This window comes from Sphingomonas sp. TDK1 (assembly GCF_001650735.1).
In the GTDB taxonomy this organism is placed as follows: Bacteria; Pseudomonadota; Alphaproteobacteria; order Sphingomonadales; family Sphingomonadaceae; genus Sphingomonas.
In genome coordinates this window covers 44,845-59,040 of sequence record NZ_LXVY01000018.1, presented here as the reverse complement: position 1 = coordinate 59,040, position 14,196 = coordinate 44,845, and the positions used below count along the sequence as shown (strand labels likewise).

Below are 14,196 nucleotides of genomic sequence, written 5' to 3'. Positions count from 1 at the left end.
AGCGCATCGGCGAACTGCTTGATCGCTTCCCGCCCTGCGAATGTGCCAACTTCTTCCAGGCCGCTGGATATCAACGGTCAATGTGAAATTGCTCTAGGATTGCAAGCGCCTACACTTAACCTGTGCCTGATGGGCGACACCAGCATCTCCGCTGTGCCGGGTACCCGGGAATTGGACACGCTGGTGCGGCTCTACGGCAAGCCGACTTGCGTCGTCAGCGACAACGGAACCGCGTTCACCAGCCGGGCGATCCTGAAGTGGGCCAGCGAGAACCAGGTCGAGTGGCATTATATCGATCCCGGCAAGCCGCAGCAGAATGCCTTCGTCGAATCGTTCAATGGGTCGCTGCGCGGGGCAGGTCAGTCGGGGAGATAAGCCCTGGAAAACAGGCATAAAAAACCGCCTCAGGATGTCCTGAAGCGGTTTGGTATGTGGGTGTTTGGTTGCGGGGGCAGGATCTTTTCAGAGACCGCACGCCTTATAATCGCTTGATTTATATAGATAAATGTCAGATCGTGGGATCTGGCACCCCTGATGATACCCCAAGTTCTTGTGAAATCGATGTGGCGCCCGCGACGCGCGACGAGCTGCCGCAGGTAAACATAACTAAGCCTTTCATTCGCTAAAATTTTTCAGAATGTAAGCGCAACGTACAAATGGCACAGCTCAGCAAATTAGAAATGGCACAATGGTGCCTTCGCTGAGGCGATCGTGTCCATGGGCGCCCTCGACAATGAGGGTGTGCAGCGATGGCGGTGCTGGCGATGAGCGATACCGAGATCCACCGGTTCGACACCTTGATGCGGCTCGAGCGCGGCGAGCTTCGGCCGGCCCGGGCTATGGAGCTGCTTGGACTGGAGCGCAGTCAACTATATCGGCTGCTCCGCCGGCTACGCGCGGACGGCGCTGCTGGCCTGGTATCGCGGAAGCGAGGCCGCCCCAGCAATCGGCGGTTCAGCGATGCCTTCCGCGAGGATGTCGTTGCCATCGTTCGCGAGCGATATGCCGATTTCGGCCCGACGCTCGCGGCCGAGTATCTCGCCGAGCGCCACGGCATCACGCTGTCGCACGAGACGCTGCGCCAGCTGATGATCGGCGCCGGCCTCTGGAGAGCCAAGGCTGCCAAGCGCGCCAGGCTCCACCAGACCCGCAACCGGCGCGAGCGCCGCGGCGAGCTTATCCAGGTCGATGGTTCGGACCATGACTGGTTCGAGGGCCGCGGCCCCCGCTGCAGCCTGCTGGTCTATATCGACGATGCGACGAGCGAGCTGATGCACCTCGAGATGGCGGAGAGCGAAAGCGCCCTCTCCTACCTGCAAGCGACGCGGACTTATCTGGAGCGGCACGGCAAGCCTATCGCCTTCTATTCGGACAAGCACAGCGCCTTTCGGAACAACCGCGCGACTGCCGACAGCGACGGCATGTCGCACCTGGGCCGCGCGCTCGACAAGCTCGGCGTGGAGATCATCTGCGCCAACTCGCCCCAGGCCAAGGGGCGAGTCGAGCGGGCGAACAGCACGCTCCAGAACCGCCTCGTCAAAGCGATGCGGCTCGAAGGCGTCTCCTCCATCGAAGAGGCCAACACCTTCCTCCCCTCTTACCTCTTGCGCCACAATGCTCAGTTCGCCTGCCCACCTGCGGATCCTCGTGACGCCCATCGGCCGCTTGCCCCGCACGAGAATGTGGGGGCCGAGATGGTCTGGCGCGTTGAGCGCTCCGTCACCGGCGCTCTGGCGCTCCACTACAACAAGGCGATGTTCATCCTGGAGCCGACGCCGCTGACGCGGACGCTCGCCCGCAAGCGCGTCCACGTTTGCGAATTTCCCGATGGGCGCATCGAGGTGCGGCACGGCGAGGTCGTCCTGCCCTTCCGGGTCTACGACAAGATGCAGCGGGTCAACCAGGCCGAGATCGTCGAGAACAAGCGGCTTGGCGCGGCCCTTGCTATGGCGCAGGCCTTGCAGAGCGCCAACCCGCACCACCGGCAGCGGAACAACAATGCGCCAGCTCGCAGCTCACAGTCGGTGGGCGTTTTCGCTACGCCGCGCGTGGCTCTGGATGACGGTCGATTGGGGAACGAGCCCCCAAAGCGACGGGGAAGACCGCCCCTCCCCCGCGTTAAGCGTCAGCTGGACACCGCCGCCGGGGAAAAGCAGACTGTCCGCTGATGATGGAAAAACTGCCGGTCCGCTTCCGCCCAATCCAATTCGTTCAGCGTCGCATTTGCTGAACTCGACACCTGCCGTTTGTTCACCTTCGACGGCGAAACCTGGAATGACGATGCATGGGACGAAGTGGTCGTCCCGAAACGGCTTACTAAACGACGATCTCTGGCGGGCAGCCTTGTTCTCACACCCGAAACCCGTCGCGGAATTCCTCTGCCAGATGATCAACGAAGCTCCTGACCTTCAGCGTGACATATCGACTGGTGGGGTAGACGGCATGGATCGCCAGATCTGCGGTCTCGCTGCCCGGCAGTAGCGATACCAACCTGCCGAAGGCGAGATCTTCGTCGAAGACGAAGCTAGGCCCGTAGGTGATGCCGAGGCCGGCGCGTGCGGCGGCGAGCAGCATCTTCATGTTGTTCGCCCGCATTCGAACGGGTCCGTCGATCCGGTGTCGCCCCCCATCGGAGGAAGCGATGGTCCAGTCGTCCCGGGACACCGCGTCGCTGAACACCAGCCGGGGCGCACGCCGCACCGCCTCGATGGTTGGTAGAAGCGCGTGCCGCTCGATACAGTCTGGTGACGCGCAGAAGACCATCTTACACGGTGCGAGACGACGCGCGACCAGATCGGAGTCGCGGAGCTGACCGATCCGGATCGCGACATCGATGCCTTCCGCCAGCAGATCGGCATACCGATCGTCTAGCATCACCTCGATCGACAGCTCGGGGTGCAGGGCCATATAGCGTCCGACGGCCCCGCTCAGGTGCATCTCGCCGAAGGTGACCGGCGCAGCGACACGGAGCACGCCGCGGACCGTCTCCCTCGCGTCCGAGGCTTCGCGTCGCGCATCTTCGTACGCTTCCAGTATCCGCTTGCTCCGATCGTAATAGGCGCGCCCGGCCTCGGTCAGCGCCAAGCTTCGGGTGGTTCGCTGCAGGAGGCGCACGCCAAGGTCGGCCTCGAGGGCCGCAATGTGCTTGCCTGCCATCGAGGCGGACAGTCCAAGGCGCCGCGCTGCAGCGATCAGGCTGCCCTCCTCCGCAGCGGCGACGAATACGCCCATGCTGGCAAGCCGATCCATCAGGCAACGATCCTATCCAATTGTTATTAGCTGATGATAGAAATTGATGGATTATAGAAGATTCAGATAGGCCATACATCGCTGAGGGCGGCAAGGCGCCGCAGCAACAAGATGAAGGCACATCCATGAAGGTCGCATCCAACGGCATCCACATCAACGTCGAGGTTCAGGGCGACGGCGAGCCGGCGCTGGTCTTTCTTCATTATTGGGGCGGCTCGGCTCGGACGTGGCGCCACGTCGCGGCAAAGCTCGCCCCCGCCTACCGCATCGTGGCGACAGACCATCGCGGATGGGGAGACTCCGATGCACCGCAAAGCCGATATGCGCTGGCAGATCTCGCCGCGGACGCGCTGGGCGTGATCCACGCCCTTGGCCTCAAGCGCTATGTCCTCATCGGACACTCGATGGGCGGCAAGGTGGCCCAGTGGATCGCGGCGCAGCGCCCGGACGCGCTGATCGGCCTCGTCCTCGTCGCACCCGCGCCGCCGACGCCGATCGTCTTGCCCGATCTCGCCCGAGAGATGATGGCGAGCGCCTATGATTCCCGCAGCAGCGTGGAGGCAACGATCGATCAGGTCCTCGCCGGAACCCCGCTTTCTCCGGTAGATCGCGCCCAGGTGATTGCCGACAGCCTGCGCGGTGCGCCGCAGGCGAAGAAGGCTTGGCCTGGCGCGACGAGCCTGGAAGACATCACGGCGTTGGTACACCGGATCGACGTGCCGACCCTAGTTATCAGCGGTGCGCTTGATCGCATCGACACACCCGCGACGCTGGAGGCCGAATTGCTGCCGCGCATCCCACATGCGACGCTTCATATCTTGCCGAATGCGGGGCATCTGTCCCCGCTGGAAGCACCCGCGGCTCTCGCGACGCTGATTGCGGGCTTCGTCGATCACTTGCGTTGAGGCCCAGAGATTTGCCTCTGCGCTAACGGTAAGCGCCCGGTGGCGGCCGTCGGTCAAAAAATTGAGCGTCGGTTTCCGCCCAATCCACGTCGTTCAGCGTCGCATTTGTGGAAACCGAAACCTGCCGTTTGTTCATCTCCGGCGACGAAGCTTGGAATGGCGAGGCCTGGGACTTACCTGCCGTTCCCAAGTGATATGCGGAACGGCAGCTTCGTTCAGGAGCCGTCGTTCCAACGTCCGCCCGATCCGTATCGTAAACGACGCCGTAAGCCCAATCCATTAGAGTCGCTTTGATGCAAACAAGGTGGGAGGCAAATCGACTTTACGTACCGGACTGTTGCTTTGAGGTAGCCCATCGCGAGGGGAGCTCAGCCCTGACGCGGCGATTTGCATACTGCCCCCGACAGCAAGTGCTTCGCCCACCAGAATGAGAGTCGGCTGATCGTTGGAAAAGGCCGATATTGCGATATGGAGCAGATCAAGGCGAGTGTGCAGGAGCCGCTCGCTGGCAAGGCTCACATCGCATGCAACCAGCACCGGCGTGGCACCCGAAAGCCCCGCGGCCGTGAGATTGCGGCTGATCTCTGCAGCAGCACTACGCCCCATGTAGAACACGGTCGTGCAATGCGGGTCCGCCAGCGCTACCCAGTCCAGATCGAGGGGCGCATCGCCGAGCTTGTGCGCGGTGGCGAACTGCACGCGCCGTGCCAGTCCCCGCAGCGAGAGCGAGACGCCCGCCGAGGCCGCCGCCGCGCTGGCGGCGGTGATGCCGGGGCAAATTCGCACCGGCACGCCGGCCTGAACGAGGGTCGAACACTCCTCCATCGAACGGCCAAAGATTGAGGGATCGCCGCCCTTCAGCCGGACCACCCGTTCGCCCGCCTGGGCCGCGGCGACGAGAAGCTCGTTGATCGTCCCCTGCGCCTTGGAATGCCGGCCGGCGCGCTTGCCCACCGGCACCCGCCGCACCGATGCCGGGATCAGCGCCAGAACATCCTCGCCCACCAGCGCGTCGTAGAACACGATTGTCGCGGTGCGCAGCAGCCGCTCGGCCTTGCGGGTCAGCAGGTCGGGATCGCCGGGGCCCGCGCCGACCAGCCAGACGCTGCCTGCGGGAAATTCGTCAGCCATGCACGGCCTCCATTGGCGTGGCGGTAAGAATGCGGGCGAGCGCCGGGCGGCACGATCCGCAATTGGTGCCGGCCCCCAGCGCAGCGCCGATCGCAGCGACGTCCTGCAGCCGCTGATCGCGGATGGCCGCAGTGATGGTGTGCAGGCCGACGTCGAAACAGGCGCACACGACGGGCCCGCGATCACTCCGCCGCCCCGGCGCGCGGCCGGCGAGGACCTGCGGCCCTTGGGGCTGGTCGAGCTGCGCGATCAGCCAGTCGCGGCTCGGCAGTTCGCCAAAGCGGGTGGCGAATAGCACCGCAGCCAGTTTGCCCTCCCGCAATACCGCCACGCGCAGGGTACCGCGCGCAGGATCGCGCGCCTCGATCCGCTCACCCGGGGGCAGAGCTCGCTCGAGCGCGTCCGCGTCGCCGGTTCCGGCGAGTTCGTAGAGCGCGCCGCCCGGCACCGTCACGCGTGTCGCCCAGAGACAGTCCGGCGCCTGCATCTCGCCGCGCACGATCAGAAAGCCGCGCCAGTCGACCGCCACCGGCAGGATCCGCGCGGGCGAGAGCTTGAACCCCGGTTGGCCCGAATGCGGATCGGCGAGATCGCGGGCGAGCAGTCCGGTGCGGCCGCCACGCGCCTGCTGGTCCGTCCAGTGGATCGGCGTAAACAGCTCGCCCCGGCGCTGGCCCGGCTGATGGGCGACACGGAACAGGCTCTCGCCCTGCGGCGTCGCCACCCGTGCGAGCGCGCCATCGGCGAGCCCCAGGGCGGCGGCGTCTTCCGGGTGGATTTCGACCAGCGGCTCCTCCCGATGCCGGGCGAGCTTGGGCGACAGGCCTGTCCGTGTCATCGTATGCCACTGGTCGCGGTAGCGGCCGGTGTTCAACGTCATCGGCCAGTCGCGCAGCGGCGGCTCGAGCGGGCGCTGCGCCACCGGGACGAGCCGGGCGCGGGCGCTCGGCGTGGGATAATGCCCCTCGGCGAACGGCGCGGCATTCCACTGGAACGGCGCCATCGCATCATAGGCATGATTGCCGATTGCGGCCTGCGCCTTCAGGTCGAGCATCCGTGCGCCATCGTTGCGATAGGCGGTCAGCCGGGCGTGCTCGCGCCAGATCTCGGCAGGACGATCATAGGCGAAGGCGGTGCGGAACCCCATCCGCCGGGCGACGTGGGTGACGATCCACCAGTCGGGCTTTGCCTCGCCGGGCAGCGGCAGGAAGCCGCGCTGGCGGCTGATCGTGCGTTCGGAGTTGGTGACGGTGCCATCCTTCTCCCCCCAGGCGGCGGCGGGCAGGCGGACATGGGCGTGGATGCTGGTATCGGTTTCGGCGATCACATCGGACACGACGACGAAGGGACAGCCGGCCAGTGCCTCGCGCACGCGACCGGCATCGGGCATCGACACCGCCGGGTTGGTCGCCATGATCCACAAGGCCTTGATCCGGCCTTCGCCCACAGCGCGGAACAGGTCGACGGCTTTCAGGCCGGGCTTGGTCGCCATGCGCGGAGCAGCCCAGAAACGGCCGACATCGGCAATGTCCTCCGCCCCGAAGCCGCGATGCGCCGCCAGCGTCGAGGCCAGCCCGCCCACCTCGCGCCCGCCCATCGCATTGGGCTGACCGGTGATCGAAAAGGGCGCCGCGCCGGGCGTGCCGATCCGACCGGTGGCAAGGTGCAGGTTGAGGATCGCATTCACCTGATCGGTGCCGCGGATCGACTGGTTGATGCCCTGGCTGAACAGCGTGACGGTGCGCGGGTGCGCCGCGAAAAGCTGGTAGAAACGCTGGAGATCTGCAGGCGCCAGATCGCAGGTCTGGGCGGTGGACCAGAGATCGTGCCCCTCGCCCAGCGCCTCCCAAAACCCCTCCGGCACGTCGAGGTTCGCGGCGTCAGCCAAGCCCTCGGCGCGGCAATGCGCGAGCAGGCCGTTGAACAGCGCCACGTCGCTGCCGGGGCGCAGCGCCAGATGCAGGTCCGCTTCCTCGACCGTTTCGGTGCGGCGCGGGTCGATGACGACCAGCCTGGTTCCGCGCTCGGCCCGCGCCGCCATGATACGCTGATAGACCACCGGATGGCACCAGGCGGTGTTCGATCCCACCAGCACGATCAGATCGGCGGCTTCGAGATCGGCATAGCTGCCGGCAACCACATCCTCGCCGAAGGCGCGCATATGCCCCGCCACCGCGCTCGACATGCAGAGCCGCGAGTTGGTGTCGATGTTGGCCGAGCCGATGAAGCCCTTCATCAGCTTGTTGGCGACATAATAATCCTCGGTCAGCAGCTGGCCCGAGACGTAGAAGGCGACGCTGTCCGGGCCGTGTTCGGCAATCGCCTCGCGGAAGCGGCGAGCAACGAGGTCGAGCGCCTTGTCCCAGCTGGCGCGGCGATCGCCGATCATCGGGTGGAGCAGGCGCCCCTCCAGCCCTACGGTTTCCCCGAGATGCGTGCCCTTGGAGCAGAGCCTGCCGCGATTGGCCGGGTGGTCGGGATCGCCCTCGATGTGGACCGTCCGCTCGGCGGTGACGGTCGCGCGGATGCCGCAGCCGACGCCGCAATAGGCGCAGGTGGTGCGGGTGGCCGCGCTCACGCCGCCGCCCGCACCGGGCTGGCGAGAAGGATCCGCTCGCCCTCCATTCGTACCGGCACCACCGGCGTGCAGCCGGCATCCTGTTCCAAAGCGGTGCCGGTCGCGAGGGAGATTCGCAGATTGTGCAGCGGGCAGGCCACCGCATGGCCATGGACGATGCCTGCGCTCAGCGGTCCGCCCTTGTGGGGGCAGCGGTCGATCAGCGCGAAGACCTGGTCGTCATGGGTGCGGAACACCGCCACCGGTTCCCCGGCAAGGGTAAGCGTGCGGCTGCCCCGCAGCGGCAGGTCGGCGAGCGTGCCGATATCGGTCCAGACGGTCATCCGGCTTACTCCGCGGCGGCGAGAAGGGGCTGGTGCAGGCCGGCATCGGCGCCCGCCACGCGCTCGGCCCAGGGGTCGTCCTGGCTGAAGGACTGGGAATGCCAGAAGCGCTGGGCTAGCGCGTCGCGGCCGGCTTCGTCCTCGACGACGCGCGCCTTCAGATAGGCGAGCCCAACCCGCTCGATCCACGGCGCGGTGCGCTCGAGATAGCGCGCCTCCTCGCGGTAGAGCTGCACGAAGGCGGCGGCATAAAGCATCGCCTCGTCCTCGGTCGTTACCTTCGCCAGCAGGTCGGTGGCGCGGACATGGATGCCGCCATTGCCGCCGACGTGCAGCTCGTAGCCGGAGTCCACGCAGATCACACCGAAGTCCTTGATCGTCGCTTCGGCGCAGTTCCGCGGGCAGCCGGAGACCGCCATCTTGAACTTGTGCGGCATCCAGCTGCCCCAGAAACCGCGCTCCAGCTTGATGCCTAGCCCGGTCGAGTCCTGCGTGCCGAAGCGGCACCATTCGGAGCCGACACAGGTCTTCACCGTGCGCAGCGCCTTGGCATAGGCATGGCCGGAGACCATCCCCGCCGCGTTCAGATCTGCCCACACCGCCGGCAGATCCTCCTTGCGGATGCCGAAGATATCCAGCCGCTGGCCGCCGGTGACCTTCACCATCGGCGCGTTGAATTTCTCCACCACATCGGCAATCGCCCGCAGCTCCTGCGGCGTGGTCACCCCACCCCACATGCGCGGCACTACCGAATAGGTGCCGTCCTTCTGAATGTTGGCATGCAGCCGTTCGTTGACGAAGCGGCTCTGCTGGTCGTCGATATATTCGCCCGGGAGCGCGCAGAGCAGGTAATAGTTGAGCGCCGGCCTGCAGGAAGAACAGCCGTCGGGCGTCGTCCAGTGCAACCGCTGCATCACCTCGGGGATGGCGCGCATGCCCTCCTCGACGATCGCGCGGCGCACTTCGTCATGGCCATAGCTGGTACATTTGCACATCGTCTTCGGCCCGGCCTGCACGCCCTCCTCGCCCAGCGTCAGCGCGAGCAGATGCCCGACGATGCCGGTGCACGATCCGCAGCTGGCCGAGGCCTTGCAGGTCGCGCGGACGGCATCGAGGCTGCACGCGCCGCCCGCGATGCTCGCGACCACCTGCCCCTTGGAAACGCCGTTGCAGCCGCAGATCTCGGCATCGTCCGAGAGCGCCGCAACGGCCGCCTTAGGGTCCGCCAGCCCCCCTCCCGAGGCGAACGCCTGGCCATAGATCAGCACGTCGCGGATGGGCGCGACGCCCTCGCCCTTCTTGAGCAGGTCGAAATACCAGCCGCCATCGCCGGTATCGCCGAACAACACCGCGCCAATGATGCGATCATCCTTGAGCACCACCCGCTTGTAGATGCCGCGCGCCGCGTCGCGCAGCACGATGTCCTCGCAACCTTCGCCGCCGGAGAAATCGCCCGCCGAGAATACGTCGAGCCCGGCGACCTTCAGCTTGGTTGAGGTCACCGATCCGCGATAGGGATTGGCGCGCGCGACCAGCCCGTCGGCAAGGCTGCGGCACATGTCCCACAGGGGTGCCACCAGGCCGTAGCACTGCCCGTCATGTTCGACGCATTCGCCTACCGCGAGCACGTTCGCGTCGCTGGTCACCATGTGATCGTCGACCTGGATGCCGCGGCCCGCCGCCAGCCCCGCCTCGCGGGCCAGCTTCACCGAGGGGCGGATGCCGACCGCCATCACCACCAGCTTGGCCGGGAGCACGCGCCCATCCTTCAGCTGCACGCCCTCGACCTTACCATCGCCGAGGATCGCAGCGGTATCGGCGCCGGTGAGGATGGTCTGACCCCGCGCCTCGAGCGCGGACTTGAGCAGCCACCCGGCCGCCTCGTCGAGCTGGCGTTCCATCAGCGTCGGCATCAGGTGAAGCACGGTGACCTTCATTCCGCGCAGCGTGAGGCCGTGCGCCGCCTCCAGCCCGAGCAGGCCGCCGCCGATCACCACCGCTTCGCCGCCGCCGCACGCTGCCGCCAGCATCGCGTCGACATCGGCCATGTCGCGGAAGCTGATGACGCCGGGCAGGTCGTGCCCCGGCACCGGAATGATGAACGGATCCGAGCCGGTGGCAATCAGCAGCTTGTCATAGCCAGTGACGCGGCCAGACTTCGCCGTGACGGTCCGCGCGGCCCTGTCGATCGCCACCACCGGATCGCCGACAACCAGCTCGATGCCGTGCTGCGCATACCAGGCATGATCGTTGATCACGATCTCCTGGAACGTCTTCTCGCCGGCGAGCACCGGCGACAGCATGATGCGGTTGTAGTTCACATGCGGCTCGGCACCGAAGATGGTCACGCGGAAGCGCGTGCCGTCGCGCGCTAGTAATTCCTCCACCGCGCGGCAGCCCGCCATGCCATTGCCAATGACGACCAGATGCTCGCGCGCCTCCGGCGGCGGGACGGTCCCGACGGGACCGTCGTCGGCGAGGATTGCCGTGCGTTCGAGAAACTCCATCCGCTTCGCTCCAAAACGAAAAAAGCCGCCATCCGGCGCCCGGTCTATTGAACCGAGTGCTGGATGGCGGCTTTGCCATCAACAGGACCACGTTGCGCCCATCCTCGGGCTGGCGTGGCTATGTGCGAAGGACAGCCTTGTCCTTCGCGTTGCAACATAAACCGATTCGCGGAATCGCTCAAGCGATTCCGCTCAATAGCTCCAATCCAGCTGCAGCCAGAACTTGCTGGTATCGGTAGCCAGGTGATCGGCGTCATACCGAGCATAGCGCGCCGACAGCAGCGTCTTCTTTATCTTCACCGTGGCGAGCAGGTCGATCTCGTCGCCATAATGCCGTTCCAGCCGGTCGCTTTCGAACCGATGCCATGTCGCCTGCAACGTCAGTGCATCGACCCTGCCCAGCTTCTTCCAGCCATAGCCGCCCCCGGCATAGAGGTCCCGCACGCCGTCCGGCGGCGTGGTCAGGAACTTGTCGGCCCAGCCCTGGAACTTGAAGTTGGTGCCGAGCGGCGTCTGGAAACTGGTTAGCGCTGCGCCTTTGTCCGCGCCTAGGACTTCATAGCCGCCGTTGAGCTTCCAGCCACGCACGTCCAGCGTCGCGTCCGCCAGCCAATAGTCGGCGGTGTAGCGATTGGGGTTGCGGTGATAGTCCGACTGCGTCGCCCAGCTGAGCTGGTAGCTCAGCTTCACCTTCGGCCCCAAGGTGCGGCTGCCCGCCAGCCGACCGCCATAGGTCTGGCTGGCGAGACGATAGCCCTGCACTTCGGGCTCATCCTGGTCGACCAGATAGGCGAAACCGGTCAGCGTGCCGATCGGGGTTGCTGCCGCGAGATTGGCGAACACATTGTCGCCGCCCACGCCCCGCTGCCGCGCCCCGCGCCCGTCGGTGCCCCAGATGGTTCGCACGCCCCAGGCATAGGCGAGGTCGAGCTTCACGCCCTTCAGCGGCACCAGCTCCGCGCGCACTGCATCGAAGGTCTGGGCATTGTTGCGGAAGCCGACATTGCCGACGAAGCGCTCGTCATCCAGCGTGATCCGCTGGCGTCCGGCGGTCACGGTAAGCGGCGCGGTGCGGTATTGCAGTTGCGCGCGGTAGATCGCGACGTCCTGCGGATCGGCGACCAGCGGCCGGGTCGCGGCCCCATGCAGCCCGTCATAATAGTCGTTCACCGCCGCGAGATTGCCCTGCGCCTCGCCCAGTGCGGCCCAGGGGCCGCTGCGTAGCTCGGCACCGGCGCGTACGCGCAACGTCCACGCATCCGCCGCCTGGTCGAGCCCGTCCTGATCAACATGCTCGTATCGGCTGCGCGCCTCGATCAGCGGCTTTATCGCGATCTCCTGGGCACAAGCCGGCCCTGCGACGGCCAGCGCGGCCGCCGTGATGACGATCGTTCGCATGAAAGTCCCCCAAAAATGGGGCGGCGCAATTCGTGTCGCGCCGCCCTCCTCTCCGATCAGATGCGCGCGCCGCTCGTCCAGCGGGCGCGCCACGAAGCCTTGACCAGCATCAGCCCCAGCAGCGCGATGAGCGCCAAGCCGGCGAAGATCAGAAAGCCCGGCGCGAAGCTGCCCGCCAGCTGCTTGGCGAGGCCGAGCGAGGAAGCGAGGTAGAAGCCGCCAACGCCGCCGGCCATGCCGACCAGCCCGGTCATCACGCCGATCTCGGCCTGGAAGCGCTGCGGCACCAGCTGGAACACCGATCCGTTTCCGGTGCCCAGCGCGAGCATTGCGACGACGAAGCAGCCGAGCGCCACCGGAAGCGTGGGCGCGACGCTCACGCCCGCCAGCGCGGCGGCGGCAACCACGAACACACCCGTCAGCGCCTTCACGCCGCCGATCTTGTCCGCCAGTGCGCCGCCTAGCGGCCGTACCAGCGAACCAGCGAAGACGCAGGCTGCCGTGCAATATCCGGCAACGATCGTGGTGAGCTTGAACTGGTCGGTGAAATAGATCGGCAGCGATGCTGCGAGCCCGACGAACCCGCCGAAGGTGACCGCGTAAAAGCCCATCAGCCACCAGGCGTCCGCCGACTTCAGTGGGTGGAGATACTCGACCAGCGTCTTCGGCGCAGGCGCGTTCGGCGCATCCTTGGCCATCGCCAGGTAGAGCAGGAAGACGATGCCGAGCGGGATGCAGGCCAGCCCCAGCACGGCGTTCCAGCCGAACAGCTTGGCGAGCGTTGGCGCGAACAGCGCGGCGAGCACGGTGCCCGAATTGCCCATGCCGGCCAGCCCCATCGCCTTGCCCTGATGCTCGGCGGGATACCAGCGGCTGGCGAGCGGCAGGGCGATCGCGAAGCTCGCCCCCGCAAAGCCCAGGATAACGCCTAGCGCCAGTGTGCCGCCGAAGCTGTTCACGCCCAGCAGGTACGCGCACAGCAGGCCTGCAATGACGATGATCTGGCTGATCGCGCCCGAGCGCTTGGGTCCGATGCGATCGACCAGCAGCCCGTTGAGAACGCGCAGAAAAGCGCCGGCGAGCGTCGGCGTGGCTACCATCAGACCCTTTTGCGCGGCGGTGAGGTGCAGCGTCTTGGCGATGTCCGGTGCCAGTGGCCCGAGCAGCACCCATACCATGAAGGCGAGGTCGAAATAGAGAAATGCTGCGACCAGCGTCGGCCAGTGCCCGCTTAGCCAGAAGCTGTCACTGTTCGCCTTGGCGGCTCTTTTTCCCACGCTTCGATCCAGAAATGCCGTTGCCATGAGGTTTTCCCCAATACCGATCTGAAATGGACAAGAAAAAAGCCGCTCGCCAGACGTTCGCACAGGGCGAAGTCCGGTCAGCGGCTTTGCTGCGTTCAGAGGGGGAGGATGGCCCCGGCTTTGGGGTGCCCTCCCGATGGGCGCGCTTCCTTGCGCGACTCAAAAACTATTACGCGAAACCACATTTGCTGCAAGCGCGAAGTTTCGTGCTGCTCAGGAGCCCTCAGGTGACCCAGCTTCCCGTGCATTTAGCAGACCAAGACGCACTGCTGCGCCGGGCGATGCAGAACATGCCATAGCCGAACCCGCCCGCCTCTTCGCGGAACGAAACCTCGGTGACCGCGATGCTGCCGTCACTGGAAAAGATTGGGCTGGTGAACGACGAATGTTGCACATGCCCTTCCGCATCCTTCAGCACCGTGGGCACGGATGCGGGGACACAAAGCGGCCGATAGGCCTCCACGGCAAACAAGCCTTGCCTGCTGACAAGCTCGTCAAACTCTGCGGGATGCAGGGGTAGAGCTGCCTTATACTCTGCGTGGAAGTCTTTGAGATCAATAGTGCGGCGAGATTGCACGATGTTGCGCGGATAGGCCGGCACGCTGCTTTCGATTGCCGCAGTATAGGCCGCTTCAAGAACGCGACAGGTCTGCCTGACCATTGCATCCTCATCGGAAAGCGACGCTGCAGCCAGCAGTATGATCGGCATGACGGTCATGACGACCCAATCCCCGTTGCATTCGACTTAAGGATACAGCTATTCGCCCATCGCGCTATCTGCAACACGCCGCAAATGTTGCG

Annotated in this window: 10 protein-coding genes and 1 pseudogene; 3 read left to right on the top strand and 8 right to left on the bottom strand. The window is 65.7% G+C overall.

Annotated features, from left to right (window positions below; genetic code table 11):
• Nucleotides 1-120 precede the first annotated feature (120 nt).
• Both A7X12_RS11530 and A7X12_RS11525 read left to right on the top strand, forming a co-directional pair.
• Nucleotides 121-351 (top strand): annotated as a pseudogene (locus A7X12_RS11530) (integrase core domain-containing protein); the annotation flags it as partial.
• A gap of 398 nt (nucleotides 352-749) precedes the next feature.
• On the top strand, nucleotides 750-2,168 hold the full coding sequence (locus tag A7X12_RS11525; protein WP_064311776.1) for an ISNCY family transposase: 1,419 nt from the start codon (nucleotides 750-752) through the stop codon (nucleotides 2,166-2,168).
• Nucleotides 2,169-2,349: 181 nt separating this feature from the next.
• On the opposite strand, the gene A7X12_RS11520 is transcribed toward A7X12_RS11525, so the two are convergent.
• On the bottom strand, nucleotides 2,350-3,249 hold the full coding sequence (locus A7X12_RS11520; RefSeq protein ID WP_064311775.1) for a LysR family transcriptional regulator: 900 nt from the start codon (nucleotides 3,247-3,249) through the stop codon (nucleotides 2,350-2,352).
• Between the two features lie 125 nt (nucleotides 3,250-3,374).
• Between A7X12_RS11520 and A7X12_RS11515 the strand changes: the two genes are divergently transcribed.
• Nucleotides 3,375-4,154: an alpha/beta fold hydrolase gene (locus A7X12_RS11515; protein ID WP_064311774.1), complete on the top strand. Its 780-nt coding sequence runs from the start codon at nucleotides 3,375-3,377 to the stop codon at nucleotides 4,152-4,154.
• 279 nt (nucleotides 4,155-4,433) lie between these two features.
• On the opposite strand, the gene cobA is transcribed toward A7X12_RS11515, so the two are convergent.
• The 7 genes from cobA to A7X12_RS11480 all read right to left on the bottom strand — a co-directional run bounded on the left by cobA (nucleotide 4,434) and on the right by A7X12_RS11480 (nucleotide 14,113).
• Nucleotides 4,434-5,285 carry a uroporphyrinogen-III C-methyltransferase gene (gene cobA / locus A7X12_RS11510; protein WP_084445377.1) on the bottom strand — a complete coding sequence of 284 codons (852 nt, stop codon included), beginning with the start codon at nucleotides 5,283-5,285 and terminating at the stop codon, nucleotides 4,434-4,436.
• Complete coding sequence (locus A7X12_RS11505; protein ID WP_064311773.1) at nucleotides 5,278-7,863, bottom strand: nitrate reductase; 2,586 nt, start codon at nucleotides 7,861-7,863, stop codon at nucleotides 5,278-5,280. The genes cobA and A7X12_RS11505 overlap by 8 nt, the downstream gene beginning before the upstream one ends.
• Complete coding sequence (gene nirD, locus A7X12_RS11500; RefSeq protein WP_064311772.1) at nucleotides 7,860-8,186, bottom strand: nitrite reductase small subunit NirD; 327 nt, start codon at nucleotides 8,184-8,186, stop codon at nucleotides 7,860-7,862. Before nirD ends, A7X12_RS11505 begins: the two co-directional genes overlap by 4 nt.
• Nucleotides 8,187-8,191: 5 nt before the next feature.
• Nucleotides 8,192-10,693: a nitrite reductase large subunit NirB gene (gene nirB, locus A7X12_RS11495; RefSeq protein WP_064311771.1), complete on the bottom strand. Its 2,502-nt coding sequence runs from the start codon at nucleotides 10,691-10,693 to the stop codon at nucleotides 8,192-8,194.
• A gap of 192 nt (nucleotides 10,694-10,885) precedes the next feature.
• Nucleotides 10,886-12,091, bottom strand: a complete 1,206-nt coding sequence (locus A7X12_RS11490) for an alginate export family protein (RefSeq protein ID WP_064311784.1) — start codon at nucleotides 12,089-12,091, stop codon at nucleotides 10,886-10,888.
• A 56-nt stretch (nucleotides 12,092-12,147) separates the two neighbouring features.
• Entirely contained in the window at nucleotides 12,148-13,395 is a 1,248-nt protein-coding gene (locus A7X12_RS11485; protein WP_064311770.1) for a nitrate/nitrite transporter, read from the bottom strand.
• A 223-nt stretch (nucleotides 13,396-13,618) separates the two neighbouring features.
• Nucleotides 13,619-14,113, bottom strand: a complete 495-nt coding sequence (locus tag A7X12_RS11480) for a hypothetical protein (RefSeq protein WP_064311769.1) — start codon at nucleotides 14,111-14,113, stop codon at nucleotides 13,619-13,621.
• Between the last annotated feature and the right edge of the window lie 83 nt (nucleotides 14,114-14,196).

Excerpts from the sequence above, each read along its gene's own strand:
- A7X12_RS11525 (WP_064311776.1), top strand. The coding sequence starts at position 750 with ATGGCGGTGCTGGCGATGAGCGATACCGAGATCCACCGGTTCGACACC.
- A7X12_RS11520 (WP_064311775.1), bottom strand. The coding sequence starts at position 3,249 with ATGGATCGGCTTGCCAGCATGGGCGTATTCGTCGCCGCTGCGGAGGAG.
- A7X12_RS11515 (WP_064311774.1), top strand. The coding sequence starts at position 3,375 with ATGAAGGTCGCATCCAACGGCATCCACATCAACGTCGAGGTTCAGGGC.
- cobA (WP_084445377.1), bottom strand. The coding sequence starts at position 5,285 with ATGGCTGACGAATTTCCCGCAGGCAGCGTCTGGCTGGTCGGCGCGGGC.
- nirD (WP_064311772.1), bottom strand. The coding sequence starts at position 8,186 with ATGACCGTCTGGACCGATATCGGCACGCTCGCCGACCTGCCGCTGCGG.
- nirB (WP_064311771.1), bottom strand. The coding sequence starts at position 10,693 with ATGGAGTTTCTCGAACGCACGGCAATCCTCGCCGACGACGGTCCCGTC.
- A7X12_RS11490 (WP_064311784.1), bottom strand. The coding sequence starts at position 12,091 with ATGCGAACGATCGTCATCACGGCGGCCGCGCTGGCCGTCGCAGGGCCG.
- A7X12_RS11485 (WP_064311770.1), bottom strand. The coding sequence starts at position 13,395 with ATGGCAACGGCATTTCTGGATCGAAGCGTGGGAAAAAGAGCCGCCAAG.
- A7X12_RS11480 (WP_064311769.1), bottom strand. The coding sequence starts at position 14,113 with ATGACCGTCATGCCGATCATACTGCTGGCTGCAGCGTCGCTTTCCGAT.